Consider the following 16,543-nt stretch of genomic DNA (forward strand, 5'->3'; position numbering starts at 1 on the left):
TCGATGCTAGAACGTACAAATCCTCGCCCGATCCATTCCAGGCTAGCATCGATGTTCGACCTGAACCAGCTCCGCTGTTTCGTCACGGTGGCGGAGGAATTGCACTTCGGCCGCGCCGCGGCGCGGCTCAACATGACGCAGCCGCCGCTCAGCCGGCAGATCCAGGTGCTCGAGCACATCATCGACGCGCCGCTGCTGGAGCGCACCAGCCGTTCGGTGCGGCTGACCCCGGCGGGACGCAGCTTCCTGCCCGAAGCGCGGCGCATCCTCAAGCTCGCGGAATCCGCTTCGCAGGTCGCCCGCCGCATCGCGCTCGGCAAGACCGGCTCGCTCAAGATCGGCTTCACCGCGGCGGCCGCATACGGCTTCCTGCCCGATCTGATCGCGGCCGCCCGCTCTCGCCTGCCCGAGGTCGATTTTTCCCTCAAGGAAATGGTCTCCGGCGATCAGTTCGAGGCGCTCACCACCGGCCAGATCGATGCCGGCCTGCTGCGCCCGCCGATCGCGCGGCCGGAATTCGCAAGTCGCCGCGTCGTTGCCGAGCCGCTGCTCGCCGCGATCCCGAAGAAGCATCCGCTGGCCACAGCCGATACCGTCAGTATCAAGGATTTCGACGACCAGCCCTTCGTGATGTATTCGCCCTATGAGGCGCGCTACTTCCACGATCTGCTGGTGTCGCTGTTCACGCGCGCCGACGTGCTGCCGCGCTATGTGCAGCATCTCAGCCAGATCCATTCGATCCTCGCGATGGTGCGCGCCGGGCTCGGCATCGCGATCGTGCCGGAAGCCGCCGCCAGCCTGAAGATCGCGGATGTCAAGTTGAAGCCGCTGAAGCTACGCACGCCGGTGCCGGTCGAGCTGTTCATGGTGTGGCGGCGCGATCACGAGAACCAGTTGCTGCCGTCCTTGATCGAGATCGCAACCGAAATCGCCGCGCCGCATCTGCGCGGCGATTGATGCCGATTGTGCATCGCTCGATACCGCGTTTGGCTTGGACGCGCATCGAAGCATTCCTTAAGAAGTCCGCCACGGACGCGCGCTGCTCGCGCATCCCTTATCCCAACATCATTCCAGGAGTGGCGCCATGAGCAAGTTGACCCCTCAGGAGATGGCCGCGAGAATCGGTGGCGGCCTCCTGTCTTTTCCCGTGACCCCGTTCAAGCCGGACTATTCGTTCGACGAGGCGACCTATCGCGCCAACATGGACTGGCTGTGCGGCTATGATGTCGCCGGTCTGTTCGCCGCCGGCGGCACCGGCGAGTTCTTCTCGCTGACGCCGGCTGAAGTTCCGCATATCGTGAAGATCGCGGTCGAAGAGACCAAGGGCCGCGTTCCCGTGCTGGCCGGCACCGGCTACGGCACCGCAATCGCGCGCGAGATCGCGGTTGGAGCCGAGAAGGCCGGCGCCGACGGCCTCTTGCTGCTGCCGCCCTATCTCACGCATGCCGAGCAGGATGGCCTCGCCGCCCATGTCGAGGCGGTGTGTTCGTCGGTCAAGATCGGCGTCATCGTCTACAACCGCGACAATGCGATCCTGCAGCCCGATACGTTGGCGCGTCTCTGCGAGCGCTGCCCCAACCTCGTCGGCTACAAGGACGGCATCGGCGACATCGAGCTGATGACCCGCGTCTACACCAGGCTCGGCGACCGCCTGACCTATATCGGCGGCCTGCCGACGGCGGAGACCTTCGCGCTGCCCTATCTCGACATGGGCGTGACCACCTATTCGTCGGCGGTGTTCAACTTCGTGCCGGAATTCGCCACCAGGTTCTACGCCGCGGTGCGCCGGCGCGATCATCAGACCATCCATGCAGGCCTGAAGGATTTCATCCTGCCGCTGATCGCGATACGCAACCGCAAGAAGGGCTATGCGGTGTCGATCATCAAGGCCGGCATGAAGGTGATCGGCCGCGATTCCGGCCCGGTACGCCCGCCGCTCACCGATCTCACCGAGCATGAGATCGCCGAGTTGGCAGCACTGGTGGCAAAGCTGCCGCAGGCCGCGGCGCAGCAGGCGGCGGAATAGGCCGAATCGCCAACGATTAAAGGGAGGAGCAGATGATTCAAGACACGATCCGCACCGGCTTTGCCGGCGCCCCCGTCGTCACGGCGATGGAGGTGATCCCGGTCGCCGGACGCGACGGCATGCTCCTCAATCTGAGCGGCGCGCATGCGCCGTTCTTCACCCGCAATCTCGTGGTCCTGTCAGACAACTCCGGCCACACCGGCGTCGGCGAGGTCCCGGGCGGCGAGAAGATCCGCAAGACGCTCGAGGACGCCCGCGACCTCGTCGTCGGCCAGACCATCGGCGCCTGCAACAACATCCTGGCATCGATGCGCCGGACCTTCGCCGACCGCGACGCCGGCGGCCGCGGCAAGCAGACCTTTGACCTGCGCGTCACCATCCACGCAGTCACCGCGGTGGAATCCGCGCTGCTCGATCTGCTCGGCCAGCATCTCAATCTCCCGGTCGCAGCGCTGCTCGGCGAAGGCCAGCAGCGCGCTGATGTCGAGACGCTCGGCTATCTCTTCTTCGTCGGCGATCGCAGGAAGACCAGCCTTCCCTATGTCGACGGCGAGACCGGCAAGCCCGACTGGTTCAATCTGCGCCATCAGGCGGCGATGACGCCGGAGGCGATCGTGCGCCTCGCCGAGGCGACGCAGGCGCATTACGGCTTCGCCGATTTCAAGCTCAAGGGTGGCGTGCTCGCTGGCGAAGAGGAGATCGAGGCCGTCACGGCGATCGCCAAGCGTTTTCCGAAAGCCCGCGTCACGCTCGACCCGAACGGTGCCTGGTCGCTCGACGAGGCGATCCGGCTTTGCAGCAACATGCATGGCGTGCTCGCCTATGCGGAGGACCCCTGCGGCGCGGAGGCCGGCTTCTCGGGTCGCGAGATCATGGCCGAGTTCCGCCGCGCGACGGGGCTGCCGACCGCGACCAACATGATCGCGACCGACTGGCGTCAGCTCAGCCACGCGCTGCGGCTAGGGGCCGTCGACATTCCACTGGCCGATCCGCATTTCTGGACCATGCAGGGCTCAGTGCGGGTGGCGCAGACCTGCCGCGACAACGGCCTGACCTGGGGCTCGCACTCCAACAACCATTTCGACATTTCGCTGGCGATGTTCACCCATGTCGGCGCCGCCGCGCCCGGCAAGGTGACCGCGATCGACACCCACTGGATCTGGCAGGACGGCCAGGCGTTGACCAGGGAGCCGCTGCAGATCAAGGGCGGCAAGATCGCGATCCCGGATCGGCCGGGCCTCGGCATCGAGCTCGATCGCGCTGCCATCGAGGCGGCGAACGCGCTATACAAGCAGCATGGCCTCGGCGCCCGCGACGACGCGCTGGCCATGCAGTTCCTGATCCAGGGGTGGACCTTCGACGACAAGCGTCCCTGCCTCGTGCGCTAACAAGAAAGGTTGGAAACATGACCGCTCACCAGAAGAACTTCATCGCCGGCGAATGGGTCGACGGAACAAGCATCACGCGGGACATCAACCCCTCCAACACGGCCGACGTGGTCGGCGAATACGCCAAGGCCGACAAGGCACAGACCGAAAAGGCGATCGCCGCGGCGAAGGCCGCCTTCCCAACCTGGGCGCGCGCGACGCCGCAGGAGCGATTTGACGCACTGACCAGGATCTCCGTCGAAATCCTCGCCCGCAAGGAAGAGCTCGGCCGCCTGCTGGCGCGCGAGGAAGGCAAGACGCTGCCGGAAGGCATCGGCGAGGTGGCCCGCGCCGGCCAGATCTTTGCGTTCTTCGCCGGCGAGGCGCTGCGGCTGATGGGCGAGAAGGGCGCATCGGTGCGGCCCGGCCTCGATGTCGAGATCACCCGCGAGCCGGTCGGCGTCATCGGCATGATCACGCCGTGGAATTTCCCGATCGCGATCCCGGCCTGGAAGATCGCGCCGGCGCTCTGCTACGGCAACACGGTGGTGTTCAAGCCGGCCGAACTGGTGCCGGGCTCCGCGCACGCGCTGTCCGAGATCATCGCGCGCTCGGGCATTCCGGCTGGTGTCTTCAACCTCGTGGTCGGTTCGGGCTCGGTGGTCGGCCAGACCCTGCTCGAACATCCCGACGTCGCCGCGATCTCCTTCACCGGTTCGGTCCAGACCGGCCGCAAGATCGCGCAGGCCTGCGTGCTCTCCAATCCGATGAAGAAATTCCAGCTCGAGATGGGCGGCAAGAACCCGCTGGTCGTGCTCGACGACGCCGACGTGAAGGTCGCGGTCGAGGTCGCCGTCAACGGCGCCTATTTCTCGACCGGCCAGCGCTGCACGGCCTCCTCGCGGCTGATCGTCACCGCGGGGATTCACGATCGCTTCGTCGCCGCGATGACCGAGCGGATGAAGGGGCTTTCGGTGGACGACGCGCTGAAGAGCGGCGTGCATGTCGGCCCGGTGGTCGACCAGAGCCAGCTCGACCAGGACCTTCGCTATATCAAGATCGGCCAGGACGAAGGCGCCCGCCTGCACTGGGGCGGCGAGCTGTTGAACCGCGAGACGCCCGGCTTCTATCTGCAGCCGGCACTGTTCACCGAGGCGACCAACCAGATGCGGATCGCCCGCGAGGAGATCTTCGGCCCGGTCGCCTGCGTGATCCGCGCCAAGGACTACGAGGAAGCGCTCGCGATCTCCAACGACACCGAGTTCGGTCTCGCGTCGGGCATCTGCACGTCAAGCCTGAAATACGCCTCGCATTACAAGCGCAACAGCGAGGCCGGCATGGTGATGGTCAATCTGCCGACCGCGGGCGTCGACTACCACGTGCCGTTCGGCGGCCGCAAAGGCTCGAGCTACGGCGCGCGCGAACAGGGCGCCTATGCCCGCGAGTTCTACACCACGGTGAAGACGGCCTACACCTTCCCGGGTTGAGTCTTACCGCACGGGAGGTGCGCCCCCTCTCCCGCTTGCGGGGGAGGTGAAGCCAAGCCAGGAGGAATACGGCATGGACCAGTCGATCGGCGCGCAGGAGCAGCCCCGCTACATCAAGCTCAACACGCGCGACAATGTCGCGATCGTCGTGAATGATTTCGGCCTGCCTGCCGGCTCGCGCTTCGCCTGCGGCCTGACGCTGCGCGCCTTCGTGCCGCAGGGCCACAAGACCGCGCTGGACGACATCGCCGAGGACGCGCCGATCATCCGCTATGGCGAGGTGATCGGCCATGCGCTGTCCCCTATCCTGGCCGGCGAATGGGTCGACGAAGCGCGCATCCGCATGCCCGACGCGCCGCCGCTCGATCAGCTCGAGATCGCAACCGCGGTGCCGCCGGCACTGCCGCCGCTCGAAGGCTTTACCTTCGAAGGCTATCGCAATCCCGACGGCTCGGTCGGCACCAAGAATATCCTCGGCATCTCCTCCTCGGTGCAATGCGTCAAGGGCACGATGGAATACGCGGTCAAGCGCATCCGCGCCGAGCTGCTGCCGAAATATCCCAATGTCGACGACGTCGTGCCGCTGACCCATGCCTATGGCTGCGGCGTCGCCATTACCGCACCCGACGCCGTGGTGCCGATCAGGACCCTGCAAAACCTCGCGCTCAATCCGAATTTCGGCGGCGAGATCCTCGTCGTCGGGCTCGGCTGCGAGAAGCTTGCGCCGGAACGGCTGGTGCCGGAAGGCGTCCGTGACGCCATCGTGCGGATGCAGGACGAAGCCTTTGACGGCTTTGGCGCTATCGTCGAGGCCATCATGACGCAGGCCGAGGCCCGCCTGAAGGTGCTCAACGCCCGCACTCGCGAGACCTGCCCGGCCGCCGATCTCGTGATCGGCCTGCAATGCGGCGGCAGCGACGCGTTCTCCGGCGTCACCGCAAATCCTGCGGTCGGGTTCGCCGCCGACCTGCTGGTTCGCGCCGGCGCGACCGTGATGTTTTCTGAAGTCACCGAGGTGCGCGACGCGATCCAGCTTCTGACCCGCCGCGCCGTTAACGAGGATGTCGGCCGCGCGCTGATCCGCGAGATGGCCTGGTATGACGCCTATCTCGCCCGCGGCGGTGCCGACCGCAGCGCCAACACCACGCCAGGCAACAAGAAGGGCGGACTCGCCAACATCGTCGAAAAATCCCTCGGCTCGATCGTCAAGTCCGGCTCCGGCCCGATCGCTGGCGTGCTGTCGCCGGGCGAGAAGGCGCGGCAGAAGGGCATGCTGTTCGCGGCGACGCCGGCCAGCGATTTCATCTGCGGCACGTTGCAGCTCGCCTCCGGCATGACCTTGCAGGTCTTCACCACCGGCCGGGGCACGCCCTATGGACTTGCCGCCGCGCCCGTCATCAAGGTCGCGACCCGCAGCGAGCTGGCGCGGCGCTGGAAGGACCTGATCGATTTCGACGCCGGCTGCATCGCGACCGGCGAGAAGACGATCGAGGAAACCGGCTGGGACCTGTTCCGCCTGATCCTCGACGTCGCGAGCGGCCGAACCAAGCCGTGGTCGGACCGCTGGGGTATCCACAACGATCTGACGCTGTTCAACCCGGCGCCGGTGACTTGAGCGCGATCCCGTCACGGATTAACCGCCTGTTAGCCACGCTCCGAGTGGCCGGGGAACGTTGCAATTCGATTCAAATTGTCTGGACATGGAGGCTGACATGACCCCGACAATCAACGATCTCAAGGATCAGGCCGACCGCGCCGAACGACTGGCGCGCACCGGCATGGACCCGGTGACCGCCGAGCGCTTGCGCGCCTACGCCGAAGAATGCCGCAATCGCATCGCGACGGATTATCCCGGCCCTCCGAGGGCTGGTTCGCCGGTCTGCCAAGTATCGCATTAAAACATGAAAGTCCGCCGCGACGAGGTCAGCGGCGGACTTCCATTTCTCTTGATCGGTATCAATCGTCGTCGTGATGAATGACGGTCTTGCTGCGATTGCCGAGCTCGTCCTGCTTCTTGATGACCGTGGTCCGGTCACTGCGCGGCTCACGCTCCTTGATTACCGTAGTGCGGTCGCGATCCCGATCGCGATATTCATGCGACTCGCCGACCGTGACGCCGGCGCCGACGGGGCCGGCACGAACACCGATTTCATCGGCGAATGCAGGCGAAGCGATCGCGGTCACCATAGCCACGGCAAACAGATACTTTTTCATGACGTCTCTCCTCCTCGAGTTGCGATGTGGAGGAGGAACGTCGGGTGCGACAAACTGTTCCTATGTCACCCTGCTGCAGACGCTCCCGCGCCGATGCGGAACCATCGCGCGGGGAACCTCGCTGAACAGGCATTCACCTGTGTGGCGAAATGCTCATGTTCGACGCGTTGAATAGCCCGATTTGACAGCCCACGTCCTCATCAACAGGAGGACATTCCATGAAGCAATCGCAGCACTTCCTCGACAATGCGGAGAACTGCGCGCAGCTTGCCGAGCGCGCCGACGACGAGCCGACCTACAATCGCTTCAAGCGCATGGAGGCGGCCTGGCGCGCCCTGGCCAAGGAGCAGGATTGGCTCGACGGCGAGACCCCGCCGTCGGAGACTGCAGCCGCAGCTCCGTCGGAAACCGCGGCCCAAATCCGAGCCAGCCCAAGCCTGAGCCAGCCCAAGTCTGAGCCAGCCCAAGTCTGAAAATCGAAGGTGTGGAAGCAGCTCGCGCGCGACAAATGAGATGTCGCCGCGGGCCGCTTCTTAAAGCATGATCCGGAAAAGTGCGAAGCGGTTTTCCGAAAAGATCATGCTCAAACAAGGAGCTTTTGCGCGACGATGATTCAACCTAATCTCATCGCGCTTTAGTCGGCGCTGCGCTGCCGCTGCCAGCGCAGCAGATAGGCCTGCAGCCGCCAGATGATCGCCGACAGCACGACACCGACCAGCATCAGCACCACGACCGCGACCATCATGCCGGAGGCCTCGCCGCGCGCCTCCGACTCGATGATAAGGCGGCCGATGCCGCGCTCGGCGCCGATGAACTCGCCGACGATCACGCCGATCAGCGCGAACGAGATCGCAGGTGTCAGCGAGGCGAACACCCAAGCCATGGTCGAGGGGATCACCACGGTACGGGTGATCTGCCACTCGCTGGCGCCGAGCAGCCGCGCCGCGTGGGTAAAGCCCTCGTCGATCGAGCGCGCGCCCTCGAAGGTGTTGAAGAACACCAGGAACACCACGACGATCCAGGAAGTCACGATCTTCGACATGTCGCCGATCCCGAACGCCAGCACGATGATCGGCGCGAGCGCGATCCGCGGGATCGAATTCACCGCGGTGATGAAGGGCTGGAAGATCGCGCTGAGACGGTCGGATCGCCCGAGGATCAGCCCCGCGACGAAGCCGCTGACCACGCCGGTGACAAATCCGAAGAAGGTGTTCTTCAGGGTGATCGCCGTAGCGGCCCAGAGATTGTTCTCGTTGCGCGCCAGGCACTTTGCGAAATCGCCGTTGAACCAGCCGTTGAAGACGCCGAGCTTGGACGTCAGGCAGCTCTGGATCAGGAAATTGTCGAAGATCATCGACGGCTTCGAGATGAAGTACGGATCGAGCAGATCGGGCACCAACCACGGCAGCTTCGTGCGGAGGTCGTAACCCCACTGCCACACTGACAGCACGATCGCGCAGATCAGGACCTGCCAGCCGATCGTACCGAGCATGCCGTATCGCTTCATGCGCTGCGACCCTTGACGAATTCCTCCCCGAGCGAGTGCCAGATGTGCTGGAATAGCTCGGCATAGCGCGGAGTCTCGCGCACCTTCACCGCATCGCGTGGACGGGCGAAGTCGACTTCGAACATATCCTTGATGCGGCCCGGGCGCGCCGAGAACAGGATGATGCGGTCGGCCAATGTCAGCGCCTCGCCGAGATCGTGGGTGACGAACAGCACGGTCTGCTGCTCGCGCTCCCAGATCCGAAGCAGCACCTCGTGCATGTCGATCTTGGTATGGGTGTCGAGCGCGCCGAACGGCTCGTCCATCAAGAGGATCTGCGGCTCGACGATCAGCGTCCGCATCAGTGCCGCGCGCTGCCGCATGCCGCCGGACAGCGCCGACGGATAGGCGTTCTCGAATCCCTTCAGCCCGGCCTGCGCGACGCATTCCGCGATGCGCTGCTTCCGTTCCTGCGCCGGCACTCCGGATAGCTCCAGCCCGTAACCGATATTGTCGGCGACGGTCCGCCAGGGAAACAGCGTGTCGCGCTGGAAAACATAGCCGACATTGGGCGTCGCCTTGCCGGGGACGACGCGCTTGCCGTCGATCAGGATCTCGCCGCCGGTCGGGCGGATCAGCGAGGCGATCATGTTGAGCACGGTGCTTTTGCCCGAGCCCGACGGCCCGAGCAGCGCGACGAACTCGCCGCGGCGGACGTCGAAGCTGACGTCGCGAACCGCCTCGATCGTAGCCTTCGCGAGCTGGAACGACTTGCTCAGGCCCTTGACCTCGACGCGGCGGTCGGCCGAGGCGCGCGGCGACAAGGGTGCGCTCGTCTCGAGCACGCTCAACCCGGATAGGCCTTTCGCGCCGTGTCGATGAGGTTCGAGTTGACCACGTCGGCGATCTTGAGCGGCTTGATGCCGGTCATCTCGCGGAACCAGACCTTTTCGCCGCGCGCGAAGCTCGCCGCGTCGACAATGCCCTCATAGTCCGCGACCTTCTGGATCGCGGTGATCTCGAGCAGGTTGGCGTCGCGCGAGGTGCTGCCGACATAGGGCTCGATGGCGTCGTAGACCTCCGCCGGCTTGTGCGTCTTGATCCATTGTGAGGCGCGCCACAGCGCGGTGACGTAGGCCTGCATCTTGGCGGGGTCCTTGTCGATGGTGGCCTGGAGCGTGAAATGCGCGGTCACCGGCACCTTGCCGCCGATATGCTTGTTCCAGATCGCCTCGTCGGTGCCGTCGAACAGCAATTCGCCCCAGCCCTGCTGCTGCGCCTCGTTCAACAGCGACAGCGAGCTGACGAGAATATCGACCTGCTTCGACTTCAGCGATCCCAGCATGGTGTCGACATTGCCGGTGCCGATCCAGGTCACCTTGTCGTCCAGTCCCATGGTTTCCATGTAGTAGGACGCCCAGACATGGTTGGTGCCGCCGAGCGAGGAGACCGAGACGATCGGCTTGCGGCCGTCAGGCCGTTTCCATTGCGTGAAGGCCTCCAGCGTGTTGATGCCCTGGTCCTTCAGATCCTTGCGCAGGATGAACATCACCGAGTTCGACCGTGTGTCGACCGGCAGCAGCACGCGCGCAGCGCGGCCGTGATTGGTCAGCTGCATCGGATGGGTGACGTCGCCGATCCCGATGTCGCCCTGCGACGAGGCGATGATCTCGCGGGTCTTCACGCCGCTGCCGCCCTGCACCAGCTTGCAGTCGAGCCCGGCTTCCTTGAAGTATCCGATGCGGTCCGCAACAAACTGCGTCTGATAGACCGGCACTGCGACAGGATAGATCGCGCGCCCGGTCGCCGCCTGCGCCCATACACGCCCGGTCGCCAGCGCCGCGCCGCCGGCGGCGATCACCGTCAGGGCTGATCGCCTCGACACATGGGGCATGGTGAGGCGCGCCATCACGCGTGCTCCTTGGCCGAGATCTTGTCGAGCGCGCCGAGCACCGCGTCGCCCATCTGGACGGTCGAGAGCTTCTTCGCGCCGGCGTCGGCGATATCGGCGGTCCGCGCGCCGGAAGCGAGCGCGGTGTGCACCGCCTGCTCCAGCAGGTCGGCATCCTCGGGCCGGTTCAGCGTGAGGCGCAACAGCATCGCGACGCTCAGGATCGAGCCGAGCGGATTGGCGATGCCCTTGCCCGCGATATCGGGCGCGCTGCCATGCACCGGCTCGTAGAGCGCCTTGCGCCGGCCGAAGCGATCCACCGGACCGAGCGAGGCCGACGGCAGCATGCCGAGCGAGCCTGACGCCATCGCCGCGCAGTCGGACAGGATGTCGCCGAAGATGTTGCCTGTCACCATGACATCGAACTGCCGCGGCTCGCGCACGATCTGCATCGCGGCGTTGTCGACATAGAGATGGGTCAGCTCGACATCAGAGAACTCCTCCTTGTGCAGCCTGATCACCTCCTCGCGCCAGACCACGCTGGTCTCCAGCACATTGGCCTTGTCGACCGAGCAGACCTTGTTGCGCCGGGTCCGCGCCAGCTCGAACGCCGAGCGCGCCACGCGGCGGATCTGGCTGGTGGTGTATTGCTCGGTGTTGAAGCCGCGGCGCTGGCCGTCAGGCAATGTCTCGATGCCGCGCGGCTCGCCGAAATAGATGCCGCTGGTCAATTCGCGGATGATGACGAAGTCGACGCCGTCGAGCACCTCGGGCTTGAGCGGCGCCGACGCCGACAGCGCCGGATTCGCGACGATCGGCCTTAGATTGGCGTAGAGATCGTATTTGCTGCGCAGCCCCAAAAGACTGCCCGCCTTGCGCGCCGCCGCCGGCACTTCGGTGGTCTCGGGACCGCCGGTCGCGCCCCACAGGATGGCGTCGGCCTCGTCCATCGCCTCCGTGGTGTCCTCGGGCAGCACCTTGCCGGTCGCCAGATACGGGATCAGGCCGTACTGCGCCTCGCGCAAGGTCATCGGCACGTTACGTTTGGTCGCGAACCACTCGAGCACGCGGCGCGACTGCGCGGTGACCTCGGGACCGATGCCCTCGCCGCCGACGACGGCGACCTTGACCATGTTGGATTGCGTGCTCATGCAGATGTCCTTGAAACGGGTGTCTTCTGGAAATGAATCCAGGGCCGCGTCGTGCGGTCAGAAGCCTGGAAGGCGTGGATCTCGTCGTCGCGCTGCAATGTCAGCGCCACCTCGTCGAGGCCCTTCAACAGCCCTTCGCGCCGCCGCGGGTCGATCTCGAACGAATGCCGAGCGCCCGACGGCGAGACGATGGTCTGGGCCTCGAGGTCGATCGAGACCTTGCCGGCGCCCTGCGTCGCCTCGACGTCGGCGGCGAGCTGATCCACCACAGCCTTGTCGAAGACGACGGGCAGGATTCCGTTCTGGAAGCAGTTGGCGAAGAAGATGTCACCGAAGCCGGAGCCGATGATAGCGCGGATGCCGCGCTCCTGCAGCGACCACACCGCGCCCTCGCGCGACGAACCGCAGCCGAAGTTCGGCCCCGTGACCAGGATCTCCGCCTCCCGGTAGGGCTCGCGGTTCAGGATGAAATCCGGATTCTCCGAGCCGTCGGCCAGATAGCGCAGCGAGCCGAACGCCCATTTACCGAGCGTGCCGCGGATTCCGTTGCCGACCAGGCGTTCGATCCGGATGATCACATCGGTATCGATATTGCTGCGCATGATCGGCGCGGCGGTTCCGGTGAGCTTGTCGAACGGTTTCGGCATCACTGGTGTCCCATCGTCCTGACATCGGCGATCGCGCCGGCAATCGCGGACGCCGCCGCGCTCGCGGGGCTCGCCAGATGGGTCCGCGCGCGCGGCCCCTGTCGGCCGACGAAATTGCGGTTCGAGGTCGAGACCGAGCGCTGCCCTGGCGCCACCACCTCGCCATTGGCGGCAAGGCACATCGAGCAACCGGGCTCGCGCCACTCGAACCCGGCATCGATGAAGATCTTGTCGAGCCCTTCGGCGACCGCCTCGCGCTTGACGTTTTCCGAGCCCGGCACCACCCAGGCGCGGACCCCGGCGGCAACCTTGCGGCCGCGCGCGACCTCGGCCGCGGCGCGCAGATCACTCAGCCGGCTATTGGTGCACGAGCCGATGAACACCCAGTCGACCGGCGTGCCGGCAATCGGCGCGCCGCCCTGCAGGCCCATATACTCAAGCGCGGTCTCGATCGCGGCACGCCGCGCCGGATCGTCGACCGTCTTCGGATCGGGAATGACGCCATCGACGCCGACGACATGCTCGGGGCTGATGCCCCAAGTCACCTGCGGGATGATCTTTTCGACATCGATCACGACCTCGCGGTCGAACACCGCGTCGGGATCGCTCGGCAGTTCGCGCCATGCGTTGACCGCGAGATCCCACATCCCGCCTTGCGGCGCGTAGGGGCGGCCACGCAGGAATTCGAAGGTTGTCTCGTCCGGCGCCACCATGCCCATCTTGGCGCCGAGCTCGATCGAGAGGTTGCAGATCGTCAGCCGTCCCTCGATCGGCAGCGCCCGGATCGCGCTGCCGCCATATTCGACCGCGTAACCCGTGCCGCCGGCCGCACCGATATGTCCGATCAGCGCGAGGATCATGTCCTTGGCGGTGACGCCGAGCGGCAGCTTGCCCTCGAAGCGCGCGCGCAGTGTCTTCGGTCGGCGCTGGATCAGCGCCTGCGTCGCCAGCACATGGGTGAGCTCGCTCGACCCTATGCCGAAGGCGAGCGCGCCGAGGCCGCCATGGGTGCAGGTGTGGCTGTCGCCGCAGACGATCGTCGCGCCCGGCAGACTCAAGCCGAGTTCCGGCCCGATGACGTGGACGATGCCCTGGCCCGGCTGATCGACATCGAACAGCGTGATGCCGCTCGCCGCCGTCTCGGCCCGCAGCGCGGCCAGCAATTCCATGCCGATCTTGCTGGTTCCGGCGCGGCCGGGCGCCGTCGACAACGCATGATCCGGCGTCGCGAATGTCAGTTCGGGATTGTGAACCTTGAGGCCACGGCTCTTGAGATCGAGCAGGCCGCGCGAGCCGCCGAGATCGTGCAGCAGATGGCGGTCGATATGAAGGAGGTCAGTGTCCTCGCTCAGGCGGGCAATGACATGCTGATCCCAGATCTTGGCCAGCATTGTACGACCGGTCTTTTCCAAGACAGTCCTCCCTTCGGCTTCTTGAGGCCCGCGGCGCGCGCTGATCGCCGCTTTGCGCGGCTTGCGTTGCGCACATCAAATCACGCAGGCGACCGCCCGGCCAGAGCCGAGTGGCAAGCATGCCATGGAAGGAGGGCTGCGCTTGGGCAGCTTGACAAAGCCGTAGCCCGGAACCAGCGAACCGGTCGTGCGAACGCGCACCCGATGACAGGCTCAGCGCAGTCGGGGGAGTTAGCCGCATCCGCGGCGAAATCCATCCTCTCCTTCCCGCTGAAAGGGGGAAGGTTGGGATGGGGGTCCGCCGCAGGCGACGCTCCATGTGGAGAGAGCAGATCCCCACCCGCTTTGCTCTGACGAGCAAAGCGACCTCCCTCCTTCAAGGGGAGGTTGAACCGGCGCTGCAATGAGACCTTTCGGATTTCGCCCTACGACGCCAGCGCTTCTTCCGGCATCACGGCCGACAGATGCTGGCTTTCGGCCACCGCGCGGTTGGTGATGCGGCCGCGATGGACGTTGAGGCCGGCGCGCAGATGCGGATCCTCGACCAGCGCGCGCAGTCCCTCCGAGGCCAGCGCCAGTCCGAACGGCAAGGTGGCGTGGTTGAGCGCATGGCTCGAGGTGACCGGCACCGCGCCCGGCATGTTGGCGACGCAATAATGCACGATGTCGTCGACCAGATAGGTCGGCGCCTGGTGCGTGGTCGCCTTCGAGGTCTCGAAGCAGCCGCCCTGATCGATCGCGACGTCGACCAGCACCGCACGGCGTTTCATGCCTGCGAGCTGTGCGCGCGACACCAGCTTTGGCGCGCTGGCGCCGGGCACCAGCACCGCGCCGATCACAACGTCAGCCGCGAAAACCTCCTGCTCGATCGCTTCCAGCGTGGCGTAACGGGTGCGGACACGCCCGAGGAAGAGGTCGTCGAGCGCGCGGAGCCGCGGCAATGAGCGGTCAAGGATGGTGACGTCGCTGCCGAGCCCGGCGGCCATGCGCGCCGCATGGGTGCCGACCACGCCGCCGCCGATGATCGCAACGCGCGCCGGCGGAACGCCGGGCACGCCGCCGAGCAGCTTGCCCATGCCGTCGGCGGATTTGCGCAGGGCAGCGCCCGCGGCCTCGATCGCCAGCCGGCCGGCGACTTCGCTCATCGGCGCGAGCAGCGGCAGCCCGCCATGCGCGTCGGTCACGGTCTCATAGGCGACCGCCGTGCAGCCGGAGGCGATCAGCCCCGCGGTCTGCGGCACGTCGGGCGCAAGATGCAGATAAGTGAAGAGGATCTGGCCCTCGCGCAGCCGGATCCATTCGGACGGCTGCGGCTCCTTCACCTTCACGATCATCTCGGCGACCGAGAACACCTCTTCGGCGGCGTCGGCAATCCGTGCGCCGGCCTGGGTGTAGACGTCATCGCCGGCACCGATGCCGTCGCCGGCGCCGCGCTGGACCACGACTTCGTGGCCGTGCGCCACATATTCCCGCACCGAGGCGGGCGTCAGCCCGACCCGATATTCCTCGACCTTGATTTCCTTGGGCACGCCGATCCGCATGGTCCGCTCCTTGAAGGATTCGTTTCCGTTACCCTCAAGGCTATTCCCCGTCACACGGCGTTTCTCAGCGAATTCCGGCTTGTGCACATGCAGATCCGCTCATATCCTTCGTTTCCAGCTCAGCCTTCGAAGGAAAACTGCGTGGACGGTCTCGATCGTATCGATCTCAGAATCCTTGCCGAGCTGGTCGCCGACGCTCGCGCCAGCCAGATCGAGCTCGCCGAGAAAGTCGGGCTGTCGCCGACCGCCTGCGCGCGGCGCATCCGCCATCTCGAGGAAATCGGCGTGATCCGCGGCTACCGCGTCGACCTCGAACCATCAACGCTTGGCCTCGTGACAACCGTCGTCGTCACCATCACGCTGGAGAAGCAGAGCGAGGATTATCTCGCAGCCTTCGAGGCCGCGATCGCACGCTGTCCCGACGTCGTGTCCTGCCACCTGATGTCGGGCAGCGACGATTATCATCTTCAAGTGATCGCCCGCGACATCGCCGACTTCGAGCGCATCCACAAGCAGCATCTGTCGCGGATGCCGGGCGTCGCCCGCATCCATTCCAGCTTCGCGATGCGCGAGGTGGTCCGCCGAACGATCCCGGAAACTGCCCTGCGCGGCTGAGGGTCGATCGCAGCGTCAGAACGGATTACGGCTCGCGCGCGGCCACATCCGCGCCAGCGTCTCGTCCTTCTTGACGACGACATGCCAGAGCGTCGCCGCGATATGCAGCGCGACCACGGCATAAACAAAGTAGGCAAGCAGGCCATGCGCCAGCTCGCCGGCCTCCGCCACCGCCTTGTTGTCGGCGAACAGGCGCGGCCAGCTGAAGGTCCAGAAATAGCGCAGCGAATAGCCGCCGGCCGACGAGAACATGTATCCGGTCACCGGCATCACGAAGAGGATGGCGTAGAGCGCCCAGTGATTGAGCCGTGCTGCGATCCTGACCAGCGGCGAGAACGAGCCCGGCTCCGGCGGCGCCGTGGTCACGGCGCGCACCATCAGCCGCAGGATCGCCAGAAAGAACAGGGTGACGCCGAGCGACTTGTGCACCTCGAGCAGCTCGCGCCGCGGCGACGTCCCCGCCGGCTGCAGCCCGCAATAGAGCCCGATCAGCATGGCCGCGATGAACAGCACCGCCGTCGCCCAGTGAATCCTGCGTAACAGCGGATCGTAGCTGGCCGTCATGTCCGTCGTCACAAGGCGCCTTCGCTTGCAGCCAGCCCGTGCGGGTTCGGCCGAAAAAGGAAGGCCGTTCAATAGATGATCGCGCGACGCCTGCCTACGGGGGCGGGCGTCACCTTCGATCACGATCGCGAAGGCTGGGCTC

At 65.7% G+C, this 16,543-nt stretch carries 17 protein-coding genes; 8 read left to right on the forward strand and 9 right to left on the reverse strand.

The features are described from left to right. Nucleotides 1–51: 51 nt before the first annotated feature. The 6 genes from HAP47_RS32095 (at nucleotide 52) to HAP47_RS32120 (ending at nucleotide 6,778) form a co-directional block, all read left to right on the forward strand. Complete coding sequence (locus tag HAP47_RS32095) at nucleotides 52–957, forward strand: LysR substrate-binding domain-containing protein (RefSeq protein ID WP_173641132.1); 906 nt, start codon at nucleotides 52–54, stop codon at nucleotides 955–957. 127 nt (nucleotides 958–1,084) lie between these two features. Further along, complete coding sequence (gene kdgD / locus HAP47_RS32100) at nucleotides 1,085–2,026, forward strand: 5-dehydro-4-deoxyglucarate dehydratase (RefSeq protein ID WP_173641131.1); 942 nt, start codon at nucleotides 1,085–1,087, stop codon at nucleotides 2,024–2,026. A 32-nt stretch (nucleotides 2,027–2,058) separates the two neighbouring features. Beyond that, a complete protein-coding gene (gene gudD / locus HAP47_RS32105; RefSeq protein WP_173641130.1) occupies nucleotides 2,059–3,414 on the forward strand; it encodes a glucarate dehydratase in 1,356 nt (451 codons plus the stop codon). Between the two features lie 17 nt (nucleotides 3,415–3,431). Further along, complete coding sequence (locus HAP47_RS32110; protein WP_173641129.1) at nucleotides 3,432–4,880, forward strand: aldehyde dehydrogenase family protein; 1,449 nt, start codon at nucleotides 3,432–3,434, stop codon at nucleotides 4,878–4,880. A gap of 73 nt (nucleotides 4,881–4,953) precedes the next feature. Beyond that, the gene (gene garD, locus HAP47_RS32115; protein WP_173641128.1) at nucleotides 4,954–6,495 is read left to right on the forward strand and encodes a galactarate dehydratase; all 1,542 of its coding nucleotides are present in this window, start codon (nucleotides 4,954–4,956) and stop codon (nucleotides 6,493–6,495) included. Between the two features lie 97 nt (nucleotides 6,496–6,592). After that, complete coding sequence (locus HAP47_RS32120; protein WP_231168511.1) at nucleotides 6,593–6,778, forward strand: hypothetical protein; 186 nt, start codon at nucleotides 6,593–6,595, stop codon at nucleotides 6,776–6,778. Between the two features lie 58 nt (nucleotides 6,779–6,836). On the opposite strand, the gene HAP47_RS32125 is transcribed toward HAP47_RS32120, so the two are convergent. Continuing rightward, complete coding sequence (locus HAP47_RS32125; protein WP_173641126.1) at nucleotides 6,837–7,094, reverse strand: hypothetical protein; 258 nt, start codon at nucleotides 7,092–7,094, stop codon at nucleotides 6,837–6,839. Between the two features lie 218 nt (nucleotides 7,095–7,312). Between HAP47_RS32125 and HAP47_RS32130 the strand changes: the two genes are divergently transcribed. Then, complete coding sequence (locus HAP47_RS32130) at nucleotides 7,313–7,567, forward strand: hypothetical protein (RefSeq protein WP_173640766.1); 255 nt, start codon at nucleotides 7,313–7,315, stop codon at nucleotides 7,565–7,567. A 161-nt stretch (nucleotides 7,568–7,728) separates the two neighbouring features. Here the strand turns inward: HAP47_RS32130 and HAP47_RS32135 are convergent, their stop codons facing one another. The 7 genes from HAP47_RS32135 to ald all read right to left on the reverse strand — a co-directional run bounded on the left by HAP47_RS32135 (nucleotide 7,729) and on the right by ald (nucleotide 15,222). Continuing rightward, nucleotides 7,729–8,601 (reverse strand): ABC transporter permease, encoded by an 873-nt coding sequence (locus tag HAP47_RS32135; RefSeq protein WP_173641125.1) that lies wholly within the window; start codon nucleotides 8,599–8,601, stop codon nucleotides 7,729–7,731. Then, complete coding sequence (locus HAP47_RS32140) at nucleotides 8,598–9,431, reverse strand: ABC transporter ATP-binding protein (protein WP_173641124.1); 834 nt, start codon at nucleotides 9,429–9,431, stop codon at nucleotides 8,598–8,600. Before HAP47_RS32140 ends, HAP47_RS32135 begins: the two co-directional genes overlap by 4 nt. Next, entirely contained in the window at nucleotides 9,428–10,489 is a 1,062-nt protein-coding gene (locus HAP47_RS32145; RefSeq protein ID WP_173641123.1) for an ABC transporter substrate-binding protein, read from the reverse strand. Before HAP47_RS32145 ends, HAP47_RS32140 begins: the two co-directional genes overlap by 4 nt. Then, nucleotides 10,489–11,622: a 3-isopropylmalate dehydrogenase gene (gene leuB / locus HAP47_RS32150; RefSeq protein ID WP_173641122.1), complete on the reverse strand. Its 1,134-nt coding sequence runs from the start codon at nucleotides 11,620–11,622 to the stop codon at nucleotides 10,489–10,491. The genes HAP47_RS32145 and leuB overlap by 1 nt, the downstream gene beginning before the upstream one ends. After that, the gene (gene leuD, locus HAP47_RS32155; protein WP_173641121.1) at nucleotides 11,619–12,269 is read right to left on the reverse strand and encodes a 3-isopropylmalate dehydratase small subunit; all 651 of its coding nucleotides are present in this window, start codon (nucleotides 12,267–12,269) and stop codon (nucleotides 11,619–11,621) included. Before leuD ends, leuB begins: the two co-directional genes overlap by 4 nt. Then, nucleotides 12,269–13,660 carry a 3-isopropylmalate dehydratase large subunit gene (gene leuC / locus HAP47_RS32160; RefSeq protein WP_173643020.1) on the reverse strand — a complete coding sequence of 464 codons (1,392 nt, stop codon included), beginning with the start codon at nucleotides 13,658–13,660 and terminating at the stop codon, nucleotides 12,269–12,271. The genes leuD and leuC overlap by 1 nt, the downstream gene beginning before the upstream one ends. A 446-nt stretch (nucleotides 13,661–14,106) precedes the next feature. Then, nucleotides 14,107–15,222: an alanine dehydrogenase gene (gene ald / locus HAP47_RS32165; RefSeq protein ID WP_173641120.1), complete on the reverse strand. Its 1,116-nt coding sequence runs from the start codon at nucleotides 15,220–15,222 to the stop codon at nucleotides 14,107–14,109. An 87-nt stretch (nucleotides 15,223–15,309) separates the two neighbouring features. Between ald and HAP47_RS32170 the strand changes: the two genes are divergently transcribed. After that, entirely contained in the window at nucleotides 15,310–15,837 is a 528-nt protein-coding gene (locus HAP47_RS32170; protein WP_210285325.1) for an Lrp/AsnC family transcriptional regulator, read from the forward strand. A 15-nt stretch (nucleotides 15,838–15,852) separates the two neighbouring features. Here the strand turns inward: HAP47_RS32170 and HAP47_RS32175 are convergent, their stop codons facing one another. Beyond that, complete coding sequence (locus HAP47_RS32175; protein WP_173641118.1) at nucleotides 15,853–16,401, reverse strand: cytochrome b; 549 nt, start codon at nucleotides 16,399–16,401, stop codon at nucleotides 15,853–15,855. Between the last annotated feature and the right edge of the window lie 142 nt (nucleotides 16,402–16,543).

Source organism: Bradyrhizobium sp. 41S5 (assembly GCF_011516665.3).
In the GTDB taxonomy this organism is placed as follows: domain Bacteria; phylum Pseudomonadota; class Alphaproteobacteria; order Rhizobiales; family Xanthobacteraceae; genus Bradyrhizobium; species Bradyrhizobium quebecense.